We start from the raw sequence: 14,883 nt of genomic DNA, 5'->3' as shown, positions 1-14,883 counted from the left end.
AAATAAATATGAAAAAACTAAAATACATATCAGTCACTGCTCTCTCTGCCATGTTGGTTTTGGCAGGTTGTAACGGTGATTTTGTCAATACCCAACCTCTGGATCAGTTGTCGGAATCGACAGTTTGGACCGACGGTGCCTTGACCGATGCGTTTGTTACTGAAATTTACGCAGGTTTTGGTAATGGAGGATTTGACGAGCAAATGCTCGCCTCTTTGACCGATGAGACTATTTTTACTCACCCTGGTCGCGGTATTACTACGATTACTGAATCACGTTCAAATCCCGCCGATCCAGGCTGGATCAATGGAACTTTGAGCTGGGCCAATATGTACTCACGTATCCGTGCTTGTAACTTGGCACTGAGTAAATTGGAAAAACCCCAATTCAATGATGCTACTTTGGTAGAACGCTTGAAAGGTGAAGCAAAATTTTTGCGTGCTTATTACTATCACCAACTCCTACGCTACTATGGAGGTATTCCTCTAGTGGATCGTCCATTCGAGCTGGGAGAAGCAGACTACCTATCGGAGCGTAATACTTTTGAGCAGTGTGTAAACTTTATCGTAAAAGACTGCGATGAAGCAGCAACCCTCCTCAATGGCAAATCGTTGGCCGCAGGTAGAGCTACAAGAGCTGCTGCTTTGGCTCTTAAATCTCGTGTGTTGATTTATGCCGCTAGCGATTTGTACGACGTACCTACCGCAAAAGCAAAATCAACTGTTTTGGCTGCCTTTTCTAAACCAGAAATCCTTGGATATACAAGTGGTAGCCGTACTGAGCGCTGGCAAAAAGCCAAAGATGCTGCCAAAGCGGTATTGGATGTAACGGGATTGGGTTATCAGCTCACACTGGATAAAGCTGCTTCTAAAGACGACGGAACTGCCAACTATCACAACATTGCGATGTCAAGAAACGGTGGCGAAAAAGAACTTATCTTAGGACGCTACTTCATCAATGCCAAGCAAGAAAACGGTGGCCGCCAAGGGTTGTTTAATGGCCCTAATGGCTACCACAACTGGGCTGGTAATACCCCTATCCAATTGATGGTAGATGATTATGAAATGATGGATGGTACCAAGTTTGATTGGAATAAAGCCGATCATGCTACCAAACCTTATGACAATCGTGACCCTCGTTTCTATGCCTCAATTTTATACGATGGCTCTAACTGGAAACCTCGTACTGCCGACGTAGCTTCAAAAGACCCTGCCAACCAAATCCAAACCGGAACTTATGAAGTGGTCAGTGGTGGTTCAAAAGTTCCTTTCTTCGGATTGGATACTCGCAAATCATCGGTAGAAGACTGGAATGGTACTTATACTGGCTATTATGCACGTAAATTTATCGATCCAAATCCTGCAATTGTAGATCAAAATACTTGGCAACAAGTTCCTTGGCCTTTGTTCCGCTATACTGAGGCTATCTTCAACTATGCCGAAGCTGCTATCGAATTAGGTCAAGATGCCGAAGCGCGTACTTGGCTCAACAAAATCCGTTTCCGCGCTGGAATGCCTGCTCTTACCGAATCGGGTGATGCTCTGCGTCAGCGTCTGAGAAACGAAAAACGCATTGAAATGTATCTTGAAGAACAACGCTATCATGACGCGCGCCGCTGGATGATTGCACCTACTACATTAGGCCGCAAAGCAAATGGTATCAACGTCACAGGTGCACTTAAAGCTGGTAAGAGCGTGACGCTTTACAAATACGACCCAACTAGCTACGATTATACTTACAAAGTATTTGAAATCGACCCTGGTAAAGAAAACCGCGCATGGCTAGATAAGCAATATTTCTTGCCTATCCATCGCGATGAAATGAACCGAAATAGCAAGTTGGTACAAAACCCTGGCTATTAATATTACATTTCACCATCTTTTGAGTAATCTTATCTATGCCTGTGGTTCTCACAGGCATAGATTTTTTAAGACCTCGCCTTTCTAAGTTATAATAATTTCATCTTCACATCAGGGATATGCTTAAACAATTATTAATAACCGGAATGGGAGCTTGTATCACATTATCTCTAGCAGCCCAAAATCCTAACTTGATTAAGATTAAGTCGGAGAAAGAAATTGAAAAACAAGTTGCTTTCACAGACCGCTATCGCTTACCCGCCTTTCAGGATGGAATAGTATCATTTTTGACGGGCGGAAATAGTACAGCGAAACTTAATTATAATCTCTTGTTGGGAGAAATGCACTTTATTGCCCCCAACTCAGACACCCTTTCGCTTTCCAATGAATATCTTATCAAAAATATTCAAATCCATGACATAGTATTTTATTACAACCCAGACATTGGCTATGTAGAGGTAATGCTAGATACACCTGCCGCTAAGCTGGGAGTTAAGCAAGTATTTCGTCTCGCTAGCCTCGAAAAACAAGGCGCCTATCAACAATCATCAGGAGCCGGCTCTATCAGAAATTACAGTGTCTTTTCGCATGGCAATGGCTCCGTCCAAAAACTTGAAACAAAAGGAGATATAGTGTTTTCAAAAACAAAAACCTATTTTTTTATCGACGCAAACAATCGTTTCTATAAAGCTAATAAATCAAGCATTTCTAAGATATTTCCCAAACATAAATCTGCCATCGAAAAATACCTTAAAGAGCATCCTATTGATGTTTACGATGAAGACAATCTCAAAAATTTACTACAGTTTTGTAATCAATTACTTTAATTCTTATTTCATTTTTTTGTCATTGCTCCAACCCGATTTTTAGTTTCTATGAAGATACCTTTCTCTTTTTACGTCTTAAGTTTGTTGGTATGGACCACAATCGGCTGCCAAGATTCCTCTTCAGAAAAAAAAGAAGAGATTATTGCCAATGACGAACCAGCTCTTTTTACCCTCCTTACCCCCGAACAAACACACGTAGATTTTCAGAACATTATCACTGAAGGACTTAATACTAATGTGTTGATGTACGAATATTTTTATAATGGTGGTGGTGTAGCAGTGGGAGACCTTAATGGCGATAAACTCGACGACCTCTACTTTACGGCCAATCTCAGCGCCAACAAACTCTACCTCAACAAAGGTAAAATGACCTTTGAAGACATTACCGATGTTTCGGGTGCAGGTGGTCGCCAAGGCCCTTGGAAAACGGGCGTTACGATGGCGGATGTCAATGGCGACGGACTTCTGGATATATTTGTGTGTCATTCAGGCAATCTGCCCCCCGAAAAAAAAACCAATGAGTTGTTTATCAATCAAGGCAACAATCCCCAAGGGATTCCGACTTTTCTCGAAAAAGCTGCCGAATATGGGCTTGATAGCCCTTCCTCTAGCACCAATGCCTATTTCTTTGATTATGACTGTGATGGAGACTTAGATTTGTTTTTGCTCAATCACAACATCAAATCTTTGCCCGTACTCAACGAATCGAGCAGTGCTCAGTTGGAAAAAATAGAAGATGCCATCAGTGGCTCACGACTTTTTAAGAACCAAGGGCAACGATTTACGGATGTTACCAAACAATCGGGCATCCATAGCTCGGCACTCTCGTACGGATTGGGAGCAGGAATCGGGGATTTTAACCAAGACGGCTGGCCTGATATTTATATCAGCAACGACTACACGATTCCTGACCGGCTTTATATCAACAATCAAAAAGGCGGCTTCACTAATCAACTAGCCGCCTCAATAGGGCATACGTCTCATTTTTCGATGGGCAACGACGTGGCCGACATTAACAACGACGCCACTCCGGATATTTTTACGCTCGATATGCTACCCGAAGACAATCGCCGCCAAAAACTCCTCATGGCTCCTGACAACTATGAGAAGTTTGACATGGTAGTACGCTCCGGTTTTCATAAGCAATACATGCGCAATATGCTACAGCTCAACCAAGGTGCTACTCAGACTCCCTCACCTCTTTTCTCCGAAATTGGTCAATTGGCAGGTATTTCTAATACCGACTGGAGCTGGGCAGCCCTTTTTGCGGATTATGACAACGACGGCTGGAAAGACCTCTACATTACCAATGGCTACCTGCGCGACTATACAAATCTTGATTTTTTGAAATACATGAATGACTTTCAACAAAATCAAGCCAACATTGGCCGTCAGGATGTACTCAATTTGGTACAACAAATGCCTGCTTCCAACGTCGTCAATTATGCCTTCAAAAACAACAAAGACCTCTCTTTCAAAAATGTAGGCTCTCAGTGGGGACTAGCCCAATCTTCCAATAGCAATGGGGCTGTATACGCTGATTTGGACAATGACGGCGACCTTGATCTTGTCGTCAATAATATCAATCAGCCTGCTTTCATTTACCAAAACGACGCCCAGCAAAAACTCGGACATCATTACCTCAAAATAAGCCTTGAGGGAGGGTCGATGAACCGGCTAGGTATTGGGGCAAAAATCACTATCTATCAAAAAGGGCAAGTTCAATACTTGGAGCAAATGCCTATGCGTGGCTATCAGTCGAGTGTATCGGGTATTATACACTTTGGACTTGGAAAAATCGCAACTGTGGACTCCTTGAAAATAGTTTGGCCTAATGGCAAACAACAACGCCTCACTAACCTCAAAGCCAATCAATGGCTCACCCTCAAAGAAAAAGACGCTACCGAAACTCCTTCTAAACCCAATAAGGTAGCTCCTATTTTCCAAGAAACACCTTCGCAAATCGCGTACACTCAGCCTGCTTCCAGTTTCAACGATTTCAAGCGTCAAATCCTGATGGTCAATCCGCAATCTTACCCTGGCCCTCCTATGGCAAAAGGGGATGTAAACGGCGATGGTCTTGAAGATGTTTTTGTGGGAGGAGGCAATGGGCAAGCTGGAGCACTTTTTGTCCAACAAAAAGGAGGAAGTTTCACCAAAAAACCACAAACAGCCTTTGAAGCAGATGCCAAAAGTGATGCAAGCGATGCTTTGTTTTTTGATGCCAACGGAGACGGTGCGCTTGATTTGTACGTATGTCATGGAGGCTATGCCAATTTTGCCCTCAACGATCCTCTTCTCCAAGATGCTCTTTATCTCAATGACGGCAAAGGAAATTTCACCAAAAACCCTGCTGCACTGCCTTCCATGCTTGCTAGCACAAGCTGCGTAAGAGTAGCCGATATCAATGGTGATCAAAAACCCGACTTATTTGTGGGTGGACGCGTGGTGCCGGGAAGTTATCCCGAAATTCCCACTAGCTTTTTACTCATCAACGACGGCAAGGGTAATTTCAAGGATGCAATTACTTCTCTAGCACCTACCCTTCAAAAAGTAGGCATGGTCACTGACGCCGCTTGGCTCGACCTTAATGGTGACAAAAAAGCGGAACTTATTGTAGTAGGAGAATGGATGCCTGTCATGGTTTTTGAACAAGTCAATGGAAAATTGGAGGATAAAACGGATAAGTATTTTGATAAGAAATACAATGGATGGTGGAACAAACTTCTTGTGGAAGATTTGAATGGGGATGGTAAACAAGACTTGCTGATAGGCAATTTGGGACTTAACTCTCAAGTGCAGGCTTCTCCTACACAGCCCGCCGAATTGTATTTCAAGGATTTTGACCAAAACGGTCGCATTGATCCCATTTTATGTACCTACATTCAAGGCAAGAGCTATCCATACATCACCCGCGATGAAATGATAGGTCAACTTCCTATCATGGGTAAACGCTACACCGACTATAAAACTTACGCCGATGCCACCCTCAAAGATATGTTTGGAGCTTCTGAGCTAGAAGGGGCCACGCGATTAGAAGCCACTCACCTCGCCACTACATTGTTTGAGCAAAACGCTAATGGCAAATTTGTAGTTAAGCCGTTGCCTATTGAGATTCAAATGTCGCCTATTCACGCTATGGCAGTCATAGACTATGACAAAGACGGCAAAAAAGATTTATTAGTTTGTGGAAATCAGCTTCGGACGCGTTTGCGGCTGGGCCAGTATGATGCTAATTTGGGAATATTGCTGCACAACAACGGCAACAATAACTTTAGCTATGTACCTCAAATTCGGTCAGGTTTCAATCTTAAGGGTGAAGTGCGAAGTATCTTAAACATCAACAACACTCTTTGCTTCGGAGTCAATCAACAGAAAATAACAAGCTATACTTTACGTTAACTCACAAGAAAGCCTCGAAAAAATTCGAGGCTTTCTTGTAATATCTTAAACCGGCAAATCACCTTAGCTTTTGTTCGTAAAACGGCGATACAAAATAATCAAGAGCAATATGACTGAAGCTCCTACAAAAGCTTCTAGCACTCTAGCCACAAAACTTGGCAATCCTAACATAGAATGAAATTCACCTTCAAACAAAAAACTTCCTACAAATGCCCCAGCAATTCCGAGTAAGACTTGGTAAAGTAATGAGAAAGAAAAACGTTTGAAAGCCAAATCGGCTAGCCAACCAGCAATAGCCCCTACGATGATGGTGATGATAAAATTCATGAGCGTTATGATTTAGAGTGTTTCATAGTCTTGACCCTTTAATTCCCTAAAAGTCACATTTATTTGTAAAACTTCGCCCGTTTTACAGCTATTTTACACAAACCTCTTCAATAACAAACTACGGATTAAGTTTAGCGCATCGTACGGGCGGCTATCAACGAAATATCTAAAAACAAAACTTTGGCGCGGGCATTGCGTTCGAGGTGATAATAACCCTCCGTAATTTCCTGTATCAACAATTCGATGGCTTTAGGATTGACGGCTTTCCCAAATTTTTGCACAAAACTCAATTCTTCATCTTGCAGTCTGAGAAGGTCTTCGATGCCATTTTGCCATAAGAATAAGTCACGAAACAAATTGAGGGTATAATCAAAAATTCCTTTTTGTTTTTCTTTCCCCAAACCATCAAACTCATCTGCTAACTTCACCAAAGTAGCAAAATCGCGCGAATAGCACTTACGCATCCAATTGGCAAACCAAGTGTGGCGGTCGTCTTCGGTATCGAGTGTAAGACGCATCGCCGTCGAAAGGTTGCCTTCGCTCAAATAAGCAATCTGCCGCGCCCGTCGCTCCTCGATACCCTTTTGAAGCAAAAAAGCAGTTACCTCTTCGTCCGTAAAAGCTCGGATAGCCACCCGTTGAGTACGAGAAATAATGGTAGTCAACAACTTATCCGACTGACTTGACACTATCAAAAATAAGGTTTTTTCGGGTGGTTCTTCCAATATTTTCAACAACGCATTGGCGGCTTGGACATTCAAAAGCTCGGGCTGCCAAAAGAGCATAATTTTGAATTCTCCTTCAAAAGCTTTCAAAGAGAGTTTGTTGATGATTCCCCTTGATTCTTTGATAGGAATAATCCCCTGCTGATTGCCCGTGGCATTGATAAAACCCAGCCACTCCGATAAAGTACGATAAGGATGCGATTCTAAAAACCCCCGCCATTGAGGCGTAAGCTCACCCAGCAAGTCTTCTCCCTCCTTGGGAGTGCGCGGTAGCGGGAAGATATGATACACATCGGGATGGACTAATTTCCGCATTTTGATACACGAAGCACAACGCCCACAAGCATCGTCGGGCTGGCGGTCTTCGCAGTTGACGTAGGTAGCAAAAGCCCAGGCCAACGCAATACCTGCGCCCCCAGGAGGGCCATCAAATAACTGAGCATGAGCTACGTGATTGCTCTGAACCGAACGAACAAGCGCACGCTTGGTATCATCGTGACCTAATATATCTCTGAAAAGCAAAATAAATAGCAGTTGGAGTTCGGTACAAAATTAAAGAATGTTGGCATTTTGTTTCATACTTTTTCTATTACTGCACTATCTGGAGAATTTCAAATCAATCATTTTACTTATAAGTAAAATAACTATCTTTGCTGTATGAAATTTGAAATTGTAGAGTTAAACGAATTTTCGGGAGCCAAAGCAAGCATTTATTCCATTTTTATAGACGATACAGATTTGACATTATTTGACAAATTTATTCAAGAAAATCACCTTTTATATCCAGATGAATTAGGCTCTATTATTGATAGACTTGAAATTATTGGACATTTTACAGGGGCAAGAGAACACTATTTCAAACTTAATGAAGGTACACTTGGCGATGGAGTTTGTGCTTTATACGATTCTCCTGATAAGAAACTCAGGCTTTACACAATACGCTATGGAAGTACTTGTATAGTACTTGACGGAGGAGGCAACAAAAATGTAAGAGCATTGCAAGAAGATGAAAAATTAAGGCAAGAAAACTATCTACTCAGGTACATTTCTAAAAGAATTACTGAGGCATTTAAAACAGGAGATTTATGGTGGTCTACGGACCAAAATCGTTTGGAAGGAACATTTATTTTTGAAGACTAAAACGTTGATAATCACATGAAAACTCAAGCAAGAAAGTATAGTAGTAAGATTGTGGCCGATTTTATAGACCAAAGAAATCCCGCAGAATTTAATAAAAGAAAACGTACGATGCTGTTGGCCGCACGGATTGATGAAGCCCTAAAAGCAAAAGGTTGGAGTAAAAAACAATTGGCTGAGGCGATGCACAAAAACCCCTCAGAAGTGACCAAATGGCTTTCAGGTACACACAATTTCACTTTAGAAACACTGTATCTTATTGAGTCTTACCTAGACACTACTCTATTCATTATTACTACTTCTCCTCATTTGGAATCTGCTTAGCTTTAATCTATATTTTGATAAAAAATCGGCCTATTGATTTTGGTATAGATTACGATAGACTCGCTGCTTTAACGGAAAATTATGTGTCAAGCGACTTAAAATTAATTGTTGACGAAGCTTCTCGAAAGACCATTAGAGATGGGATAAAACGTATTTCAATGACAACCTTGAAATTTGTAATTAACAATCAAAAACCAACAGTTTCTTTATCTGAATTGAAAAAATATGAAATTACGAGCTAAGAAAGACGTTAAATTCTTCTATAGTCATTCGCACTACTTTGGGGAATGAAATCAAATCAAGCTCTTTGAAATGTTTATCATAAGTTATCAAGACGTCAGCATTACTACCTATATAGGCATCTACAAACTTATTGTCATCATTATCTACTTTGATAAGTTCCCAACGATAATAAATTGGATTTAGCAATACTATATTAGGTAAGTTGAGCAAACCGTTCAAAACCAAATCAGCATAAACAGGAGAGTAAAATCTACCCATAATTTCTTCATATTCGCCCAAGATTTCAGTAGTTACTACCAATTCTAACTTGTCTTGTTGAAGCATTTCAAATAACCAATAATACCCAGACCGCTTGGAAACAGACATTAATAAGCAATTCGTATCTAGTACAATGCGCACCATTTAACGATAAGAGGTTCTTAAATGTTGATTTTTGAGGTTTTCAACATCCGCCTCGGTGATCCCTTTTTCTTTGATTACTTTCTCTAACTCAGCTTCAGCCTTGTCAAAGTAATACTGTGCAACCATGCGTTGAATATCTTCCAGCTCCTGCTCAGACACTTGTCGCTGCGATAGAAACTGCAAAAAGTGCAGTTGCATCTTATTGAGTTTAGTAGGTACTTCCATAATGATAAAGTAGCTTGTATTATTCAAAGCTAACAACAAAATTTAAAGCAAAAAAATTAACTCAAAATCTAAGAGTTTCTACTCTCAACATCCTTTAATTAAGACCTCTATCGTTTGATAAATAATAAAATCCAACTCCGCAGATTCCAAGGAAAATATGTTTTCTCCGCCTAAAAGTCCTCCACTAAGGAATAATCGGCACATAGCCTTTGGATTGAAGCGTAGTCATCAGCAACATCGCCGAAAGAGTCACTTTGATGTTTGGATTGCGGGGTTCTTTGTCAAATTTACGCATATAGAGCGACTGTCCACAGATATAAAATTTCACACCATTATCTGCCAATTCGTTGATGAGGGCAGTATTAGGATTGGGGACTCCAAATTTTTTCTTATAAGCTTCGTCCGTCAAAATAAGGGGTGTTCCTTGAAAGTGAATCACCGCCACCACATCGAGATTTTGCTTAGGAATCCCTGCCGATAGATGTAGATTGACCAAACGCGCTAGTTTATCCAGTGTACTATTGATTGAATCGGGCTTGTCGGCACCTTTTGATATTTCGTACAATACTTTATACTTCATTTTTTTGTCTGCAATCGGCTCCGCTTCAGGCACTTCAAACATTCCTCCGCCACTTTTGATGACTGGAAAAACCTTTTTTTGGGCATAACTTACTGTACTTGCGCCAAGTACAATGGACATAAGAAAGCAGAAAACCAAACGCATGATAGAGATAGTTTATAGATGAATTATTTTTTGCTAAAGATAACAACACTTACCAAACAACCTCGCAAAGAATCTAGTTTTCTGGCTATTTTTGCAGGCTAAAAAAAACGCACATAGTTAGTCACACATATGTCAAATCAACTTACGCCCAAAGAAAGGGGCTTTTTCTTCCCTGCCGAATGGCACCCTCATCGCGCCACTTGGTTGAGTTTCCCTCATACGGAAGCATCTTGGACTTATGAGCGACAGCCGCTCATGCTTCCTTCGTATATTGAGTTTATCAAAACCATCAGCAAAGGAGAAAAAGTGTGTATCAACGCTCATAATGAGATTGTTAAACAAACGATACAACTTCATTTGCTCAATGCTGGCGTGGATATGTCGCAAATAGAATTGCCATTACACCCCACCAACGACTCTTGGTGCCGTGACCACGGCCCTGGTATCGTCATCAATCCTAACACCAACGAGCGTCTTGTGCTCAATTGGGGTTACAATGCTTGGGGTGGCAAATATCCTCCTTACGACAACGACGACCTTATTCCTGTAGCCATTGCCCATTATTTAGGATTAGAGTATGCCACACCAGGAATTATCATGGAAGGTGGCTCTGTGGAGTTTAATGGCAAAGGGACTGTCCTTACAAGCCGGGCTTGTCTGCTCAATCCAAACCGCAATCCGCACCTCAATCAAGGCCAAATTGAGCAATATTTAATGGATTATTATGGCGTTGAACAAGTGCTGTGGGTAGGTGATGGCATCGTAGGTGACGATACCGACGGGCATATTGACGATACCGTAAGATTTGTAAATGAAGATACCGTAGTGACTATTGTTGAAGAAGATAAATCTGACGCTAACTACGAGATTTTACAAGAAAACTTGCACGAATTGAAACAAATGCGGCTCCTTAATGGCAAACCTCTCAATATCATTGAGCTGCCAATGCCTACGCCTGTGTATAGCGAAGATTTGAGGCTTCCTGCTTCTTATGCTAACTTTTATATCAGCAATGTAGCCGTGATTGTTCCTACTTTCAGGTGTGCCAACGACCAGCGTGCTTTAGATATTTTGAGTCAATGCTTTACCGACCGCCCCGTAGTGGGAATTGATTCCACGGATATTGTATGGGGTCTGGGAAGCTTTCACTGCTTAAGTCAGCAAGAGCCTGTGGTGTAACGATAACGTTGGCGAGGTTTGAAACCTCGCCAACGTTGCGAAGTGATTAATGATGATGTACGCCACCGTCACCGTGTACATGACCATGATCTAGCTCTTCGGAGGTAGCTGGTCTTACTTTTACTACAGTTCCGACAAAATGCATCTGACGACCGGCCAAGGGATGATTAAAATCCATAAGCACAAATTCCTCGTCGATTTCAACGATTTGCCCCATCAAACGGTGCCCTTCTTCATTGGTCATAGGTACCATATTACCTACTTGCAAAATATCGGCTTGAAGCTCGCCATCCACTTTAAATACTTCCAAAGGAATCTCCGCTACGGCTTCAGTATCATAGTCTCCGTAGCCTTGTTCGGCGTCAAGTTTGAAATCAAAAGTATCGCCTTCCGAAAGTCCATTTAGTTTTTCTTCAAATGCTTCGGGCAATCCGCTCATACCCTGAATAAAATACATAGGCTGGTCATTTCCCACGGTTTCGACCATTTGCCATTCGTCGCTGTCGTTGAGCAAACTCAATTCATAAGTAACTGCTACGACTTGATTTGGTGCTATTTTCATTGATTTAAATTTTTGTCAAACCTACAATTTTTCAAAGTTGATACCTAATTTGGTTTCAATTTTCGCCACAAAATTATCCCTTCTTTTTCTTCTACAGAGACAAAACCCGTTTTTTGCAATACCTTCTGAGAATGAACCAAATCCAAGGGTGTGTAGGCTATCAGCCCCTTAGCAGCAGGATGCCGAAATACCCACTCAGACAGACGCGCGAGCGCTTCGGAAGCAATGCCTTGGTTGCGGTATGCTTGATCAATGCCATAGCCAATTTCGGTTTCGCCTTGGTCGTTGGGCAAGCCTGCCACTCCGATTCCACCTACTACGCAATTATCGACTTTGTGTACAATGAGCCAATTGGTAAACCACTGAAAGTTTACCGAATTGGCCGCCGTTTCGGGAAGCCAATAATTGGCCAAAGCATCGTCAAATTCGTTTTGAAAGTATTCTTCCATGAGCATGAGTCGGGGAGTCAAACCCAGAGAACGTTGTAGCGCTTCGTAGTGTGAAGCATGAAGCTGCAATTGGGAGGTATTGAGCGGGATAAGCCGCAAACGATTAGATTCTAAAGAAAACATGGATAAAATGGTTTTGGGACGTAATAAGAAATAGGTGTTTGTGGTATCTACACAAACGTTCATGGCGGCTCAACGCCGCTACGCCACCCTATCAGGCATCCAAAGAGTAATCAGCAGTTGCAGAGGCAATTATTTTAGTTAGGACTACAAAGTTAAAAAAATAGGCTTGGATGTACATTATTCAGGTTTATTTCCTATCCAAATTTTTGTAAAGTAAAAGGAGCTGCGTAATTTTCTACTTTTTCACTCCAACAACAAATTAACCCTTATGAAACACTTCGCTACCCTGCTAGTAAGTGTCTTGGTTTGCAGTCAGCTTTCGGCCCAAAAACTGTATTATGGCGACGAAAAATGGCCCGAACAAGACACCGCTAGCAAATTCTACACCGTTAAAGGAGAACGCCACGGCGTTAGTTATTTCAAAAAACATCATTTCAAAGACGTTCAGTATTTTCCTACTGACAAGCTCTCTTTTGAAGTTTATCACTCTCCCGATGTGATGTATCATTGGTATCGTAAGTGGGCAGAGCAGTTTCCCAACATCGTGGATTTGTATGAAGTGGCCAAAAGCTACGAAGGGCGTTCTATTTTACAAATGACTATCACCAACAAAAAAACGGGGAAACATACCGACAAACCTGCGGCGTATTTTGAGGCGGGTCGCCACAGTGGTGAAGTTACAAGCAGTGAAGCTATTTTATGGATCACGCAGCACCTACTCGAAAACTATGGCAAAGACCAGAGTATTACCCAATTAATTGATACAAAGACCATTTATCTCCGTCCCCAAAACAACCCTGACGGTGCCAATATGTATCTTTTTACGGCACAACGCAACCGCAGCACCGTGCGGCCTAAAGACGATGACCGCGACGGGCTGCTCGACGAAGACCCCGAAGAAGACCTCGACGGTGATGGCGTGATTTATCAGATACGCAAAAAAGCCACCACCAAAGCCGAAAAAGAAAAAGCCGATTATGTACTTGACCCACGCGACCCGTCGGGACGCTTGATGAAAAAAGTACTGGAAGGAAAGGGTGAATGGCTCGTGTATACTGAAGGTATCGACAACGACGGCGATGGAAAATACAACGAAGACGGTATAGGTGGCCTCGACAATCACCGCAATTATCCCGAAAACTGGCGTCCCGACCAAGGAGGCGACCGCTCAGGCCGAGGCTATACCCAAGGCGGAGCAGGCGAATATCCCCTGAGCGAAATCGAAACTCGTTCGACCGTATTGTTTTTGCTCCAACATCCGCACATCTCGGTCGTCAATTCGATGGATACGCGCGTGCCGATGCACCTTCGTCCCCCTTCCACTTCCAAAAGTGCCGAAAGTATGTTTCCGTCAGATTTAGCTATTTACAAACACATGGACAGCCTTGGCTTATCGTTTACGGGCTATCCTTGGGCGGGCGATGTATATGATACTTACAGCACTCGTAGCAAAACCGACCGTATGACTGGCGACCCCTCCAAACCCAATCCACTTTTTGGTCATGGCCCTGATTTTGGCTATTTCTACTACGGCTCGGTATGGTACGGCGACGAACTTTGGAACGGCGGTGCCATGAAAGACTACAACAAAGATGGTCAATATGATGAGTACGATGGTCTTATGTGGGACGACGAAGCAAACAAAAAACAAGGTTTCAAACCTTGGACCAAATTTATGCACCCTGTACTGGGAGAGGTCGAGATTGGTGGCTTTCACCCCAAGTTTTTTGCCCAAAATGGTCCCGCTTGGCAGTTGGAAAACTGGATTTCGAAACAATCGCGGTTCAACTTAGCGATGGCTAAAGAATTACCCCAAATCGACCTCAAAGACGTAACAGTAAAACCACTTGCTAACAACGAATACGAAATCAAAGTAACTTGGAGCAATGTAGGAAAACTACCCGTGGCGCTCGAACAAGCCAAACTCGTAAAAATCGTCCAAGAAGACCGCGTCACCCTCGACATTGACAAAGAGCTTTTGAAAGGTTTTGAAAACGCCAAGGCTGTCATCACCCTACCCGCTTTGTACGACAAAACTATCTACAGCGACTATACCAAAGTAGGCCAACAAAAAGAAGCGACTTTCCGCGTCAAACTCAATCAAACAACCTCCATCAAAGCCAAAGTAAAACTGCTTTCGACGCGAGGAGGTTATAAAGAAAAAGAAATTACGATTGGGAAGTAATTCCGAAGATTGAAAAGAGTAACAACTAGAGGTTTGATAAATGTGAAAACTCAAAATTTGTAGTCAAAAAGATTTATGTTTGACTTCTCCGAAGTCCCTGGTGTGAAGATCAGAAACTCATGCTACAAAGATTAAGCTTCTCCGAAGCGATTTTCTGCCTCGGAGAGGCGCAATGTTTGTAGCTAACAAA

General features: G+C 42.2%; 15 protein-coding genes. 8 read left to right on the top strand and 7 right to left on the bottom strand.

The window, feature by feature from the left end; genetic code table 11:
• Nucleotides 1–8: 8 nt before the first annotated feature.
• From P1X15_RS04775 to P1X15_RS04765, 3 genes are all read left to right on the top strand, one after another.
• Entirely contained in the window at nt 9–1,862 is a 1,854-nt protein-coding gene (locus P1X15_RS04775; protein WP_277337001.1) for a RagB/SusD family nutrient uptake outer membrane protein, read from the top strand.
• 116 nt (nt 1,863–1,978) lie between these two features.
• A complete protein-coding gene (locus P1X15_RS04770) occupies nt 1,979–2,686 on the top strand; it encodes a hypothetical protein (RefSeq protein ID WP_277337000.1) in 708 nt (235 codons plus the stop codon).
• 48 nt (nt 2,687–2,734) lie between these two features.
• Nucleotides 2,735–6,088 (top strand): VCBS repeat-containing protein, encoded by a 3,354-nt coding sequence (locus tag P1X15_RS04765; RefSeq protein WP_277336999.1) that lies wholly within the window; start codon nt 2,735–2,737, stop codon nt 6,086–6,088.
• Between the two features lie 63 nt (nt 6,089–6,151).
• Here the strand turns inward: P1X15_RS04765 and P1X15_RS04760 are convergent, their stop codons facing one another.
• Together P1X15_RS04760 and P1X15_RS04755 are read right to left on the bottom strand one after the other, a co-directional pair.
• Nucleotides 6,152–6,415 (bottom strand): GlsB/YeaQ/YmgE family stress response membrane protein, encoded by a 264-nt coding sequence (locus P1X15_RS04760; RefSeq protein WP_277336998.1) that lies wholly within the window; start codon nt 6,413–6,415, stop codon nt 6,152–6,154.
• A 131-nt stretch (nt 6,416–6,546) separates the two neighbouring features.
• A complete protein-coding gene (locus P1X15_RS04755) occupies nt 6,547–7,662 on the bottom strand; it encodes a DNA polymerase III subunit delta (RefSeq protein ID WP_277336997.1) in 1,116 nt (371 codons plus the stop codon).
• A gap of 135 nt (nt 7,663–7,797) precedes the next feature.
• On the opposite strand from P1X15_RS04755, the gene P1X15_RS04750 reads away from it, so the two are divergent.
• The 3 genes from P1X15_RS04750 to P1X15_RS32565 are packed head-to-tail and all read left to right on the top strand — an operon-like array spanning nt 7,798 to nt 8,843.
• The gene (locus tag P1X15_RS04750) at nt 7,798–8,280 is read left to right on the top strand and encodes a hypothetical protein (RefSeq protein WP_277336996.1); all 483 of its coding nucleotides are present in this window, start codon (nt 7,798–7,800) and stop codon (nt 8,278–8,280) included.
• A 15-nt stretch (nt 8,281–8,295) separates the two neighbouring features.
• A complete protein-coding gene (locus tag P1X15_RS04745) occupies nt 8,296–8,601 on the top strand; it encodes a helix-turn-helix transcriptional regulator (RefSeq protein ID WP_277336995.1) in 306 nt (101 codons plus the stop codon).
• A gap of 14 nt (nt 8,602–8,615) precedes the next feature.
• Nucleotides 8,616–8,843, top strand: coding sequence for a hypothetical protein (locus P1X15_RS32565; RefSeq protein ID WP_409049672.1), 228 nt, complete (start codon nt 8,616–8,618; stop codon nt 8,841–8,843).
• Here P1X15_RS32565 and P1X15_RS04740 read toward each other — a convergent pair.
• From P1X15_RS04740 to P1X15_RS04730, 3 genes are all read right to left on the bottom strand, one after another.
• Nucleotides 8,833–9,246, bottom strand: a complete 414-nt coding sequence (locus tag P1X15_RS04740; protein WP_277336994.1) for a putative toxin-antitoxin system toxin component, PIN family — start codon at nt 9,244–9,246, stop codon at nt 8,833–8,835. The genes P1X15_RS32565 and P1X15_RS04740 overlap by 11 nt on opposite strands.
• Complete coding sequence (locus tag P1X15_RS04735; protein ID WP_277336993.1) at nt 9,247–9,471, bottom strand: hypothetical protein; 225 nt, start codon at nt 9,469–9,471, stop codon at nt 9,247–9,249.
• Between the two features lie 184 nt (nt 9,472–9,655).
• The gene (locus tag P1X15_RS04730) at nt 9,656–10,195 is read right to left on the bottom strand and encodes a DsrE family protein (protein WP_277336992.1); all 540 of its coding nucleotides are present in this window, start codon (nt 10,193–10,195) and stop codon (nt 9,656–9,658) included.
• 129 nt (nt 10,196–10,324) lie between these two features.
• Between P1X15_RS04730 and P1X15_RS04725 the strand changes: the two genes are divergently transcribed.
• Nucleotides 10,325–11,374 (top strand): agmatine/peptidylarginine deiminase, encoded by a 1,050-nt coding sequence (locus P1X15_RS04725; RefSeq protein ID WP_277336991.1) that lies wholly within the window; start codon nt 10,325–10,327, stop codon nt 11,372–11,374.
• 46 nt (nt 11,375–11,420) lie between these two features.
• Here the strand turns inward: P1X15_RS04725 and P1X15_RS04720 are convergent, their stop codons facing one another.
• On the bottom strand, nt 11,421–11,936 hold the full coding sequence (locus P1X15_RS04720) for a peptidylprolyl isomerase (RefSeq protein WP_277336990.1): 516 nt from the start codon (nt 11,934–11,936) through the stop codon (nt 11,421–11,423).
• Nucleotides 11,937–11,980: 44 nt separating this feature from the next.
• Entirely contained in the window at nt 11,981–12,508 is a 528-nt protein-coding gene (locus P1X15_RS04715) for a GNAT family N-acetyltransferase (protein ID WP_277336989.1), read from the bottom strand.
• A 268-nt stretch (nt 12,509–12,776) separates the two neighbouring features.
• On the opposite strand from P1X15_RS04715, the gene P1X15_RS04710 reads away from it, so the two are divergent.
• Entirely contained in the window at nt 12,777–14,693 is a 1,917-nt protein-coding gene (locus P1X15_RS04710; RefSeq protein ID WP_277336988.1) for a M14 family metallopeptidase, read from the top strand.
• The last annotated feature ends 190 nt before the right edge of the window (nt 14,694–14,883 follow it).

Origin of the sequence: Runella sp. MFBS21 (genome assembly GCF_029433105.1) — a bacterium.
In the GTDB taxonomy this organism is placed as follows: domain Bacteria; phylum Bacteroidota; class Bacteroidia; order Cytophagales; family Spirosomataceae; genus Runella.
The sequence above is the reverse complement of the archived record's forward strand: the minus strand, read 5'-3'. Positions and strand labels throughout refer to the sequence as shown.

Excerpts from the sequence above, each read along its gene's own strand:
- P1X15_RS04775 (WP_277337001.1), top strand. The coding sequence starts at position 9 with ATGAAAAAACTAAAATACATATCAGTCACTGCTCTCTCTGCCATGTTG.
- P1X15_RS04770 (WP_277337000.1), top strand. The coding sequence starts at position 1,979 with ATGCTTAAACAATTATTAATAACCGGAATGGGAGCTTGTATCACATTA.
- P1X15_RS04765 (WP_277336999.1), top strand. The coding sequence starts at position 2,735 with ATGAAGATACCTTTCTCTTTTTACGTCTTAAGTTTGTTGGTATGGACC.
- P1X15_RS04760 (WP_277336998.1), bottom strand. The coding sequence starts at position 6,415 with ATGAATTTTATCATCACCATCATCGTAGGGGCTATTGCTGGTTGGCTA.
- P1X15_RS04750 (WP_277336996.1), top strand. The coding sequence starts at position 7,798 with ATGAAATTTGAAATTGTAGAGTTAAACGAATTTTCGGGAGCCAAAGCA.
- P1X15_RS04745 (WP_277336995.1), top strand. The coding sequence starts at position 8,296 with ATGAAAACTCAAGCAAGAAAGTATAGTAGTAAGATTGTGGCCGATTTT.
- P1X15_RS04740 (WP_277336994.1), bottom strand. The coding sequence starts at position 9,246 with ATGGTGCGCATTGTACTAGATACGAATTGCTTATTAATGTCTGTTTCC.
- P1X15_RS04735 (WP_277336993.1), bottom strand. The coding sequence starts at position 9,471 with ATGGAAGTACCTACTAAACTCAATAAGATGCAACTGCACTTTTTGCAG.
- P1X15_RS04730 (WP_277336992.1), bottom strand. The coding sequence starts at position 10,195 with ATGCGTTTGGTTTTCTGCTTTCTTATGTCCATTGTACTTGGCGCAAGT.
- P1X15_RS04725 (WP_277336991.1), top strand. The coding sequence starts at position 10,325 with ATGTCAAATCAACTTACGCCCAAAGAAAGGGGCTTTTTCTTCCCTGCC.
- P1X15_RS04720 (WP_277336990.1), bottom strand. The coding sequence starts at position 11,936 with ATGAAAATAGCACCAAATCAAGTCGTAGCAGTTACTTATGAATTGAGT.
- P1X15_RS04715 (WP_277336989.1), bottom strand. The coding sequence starts at position 12,508 with ATGTTTTCTTTAGAATCTAATCGTTTGCGGCTTATCCCGCTCAATACC.
- P1X15_RS04710 (WP_277336988.1), top strand. The coding sequence starts at position 12,777 with ATGAAACACTTCGCTACCCTGCTAGTAAGTGTCTTGGTTTGCAGTCAG.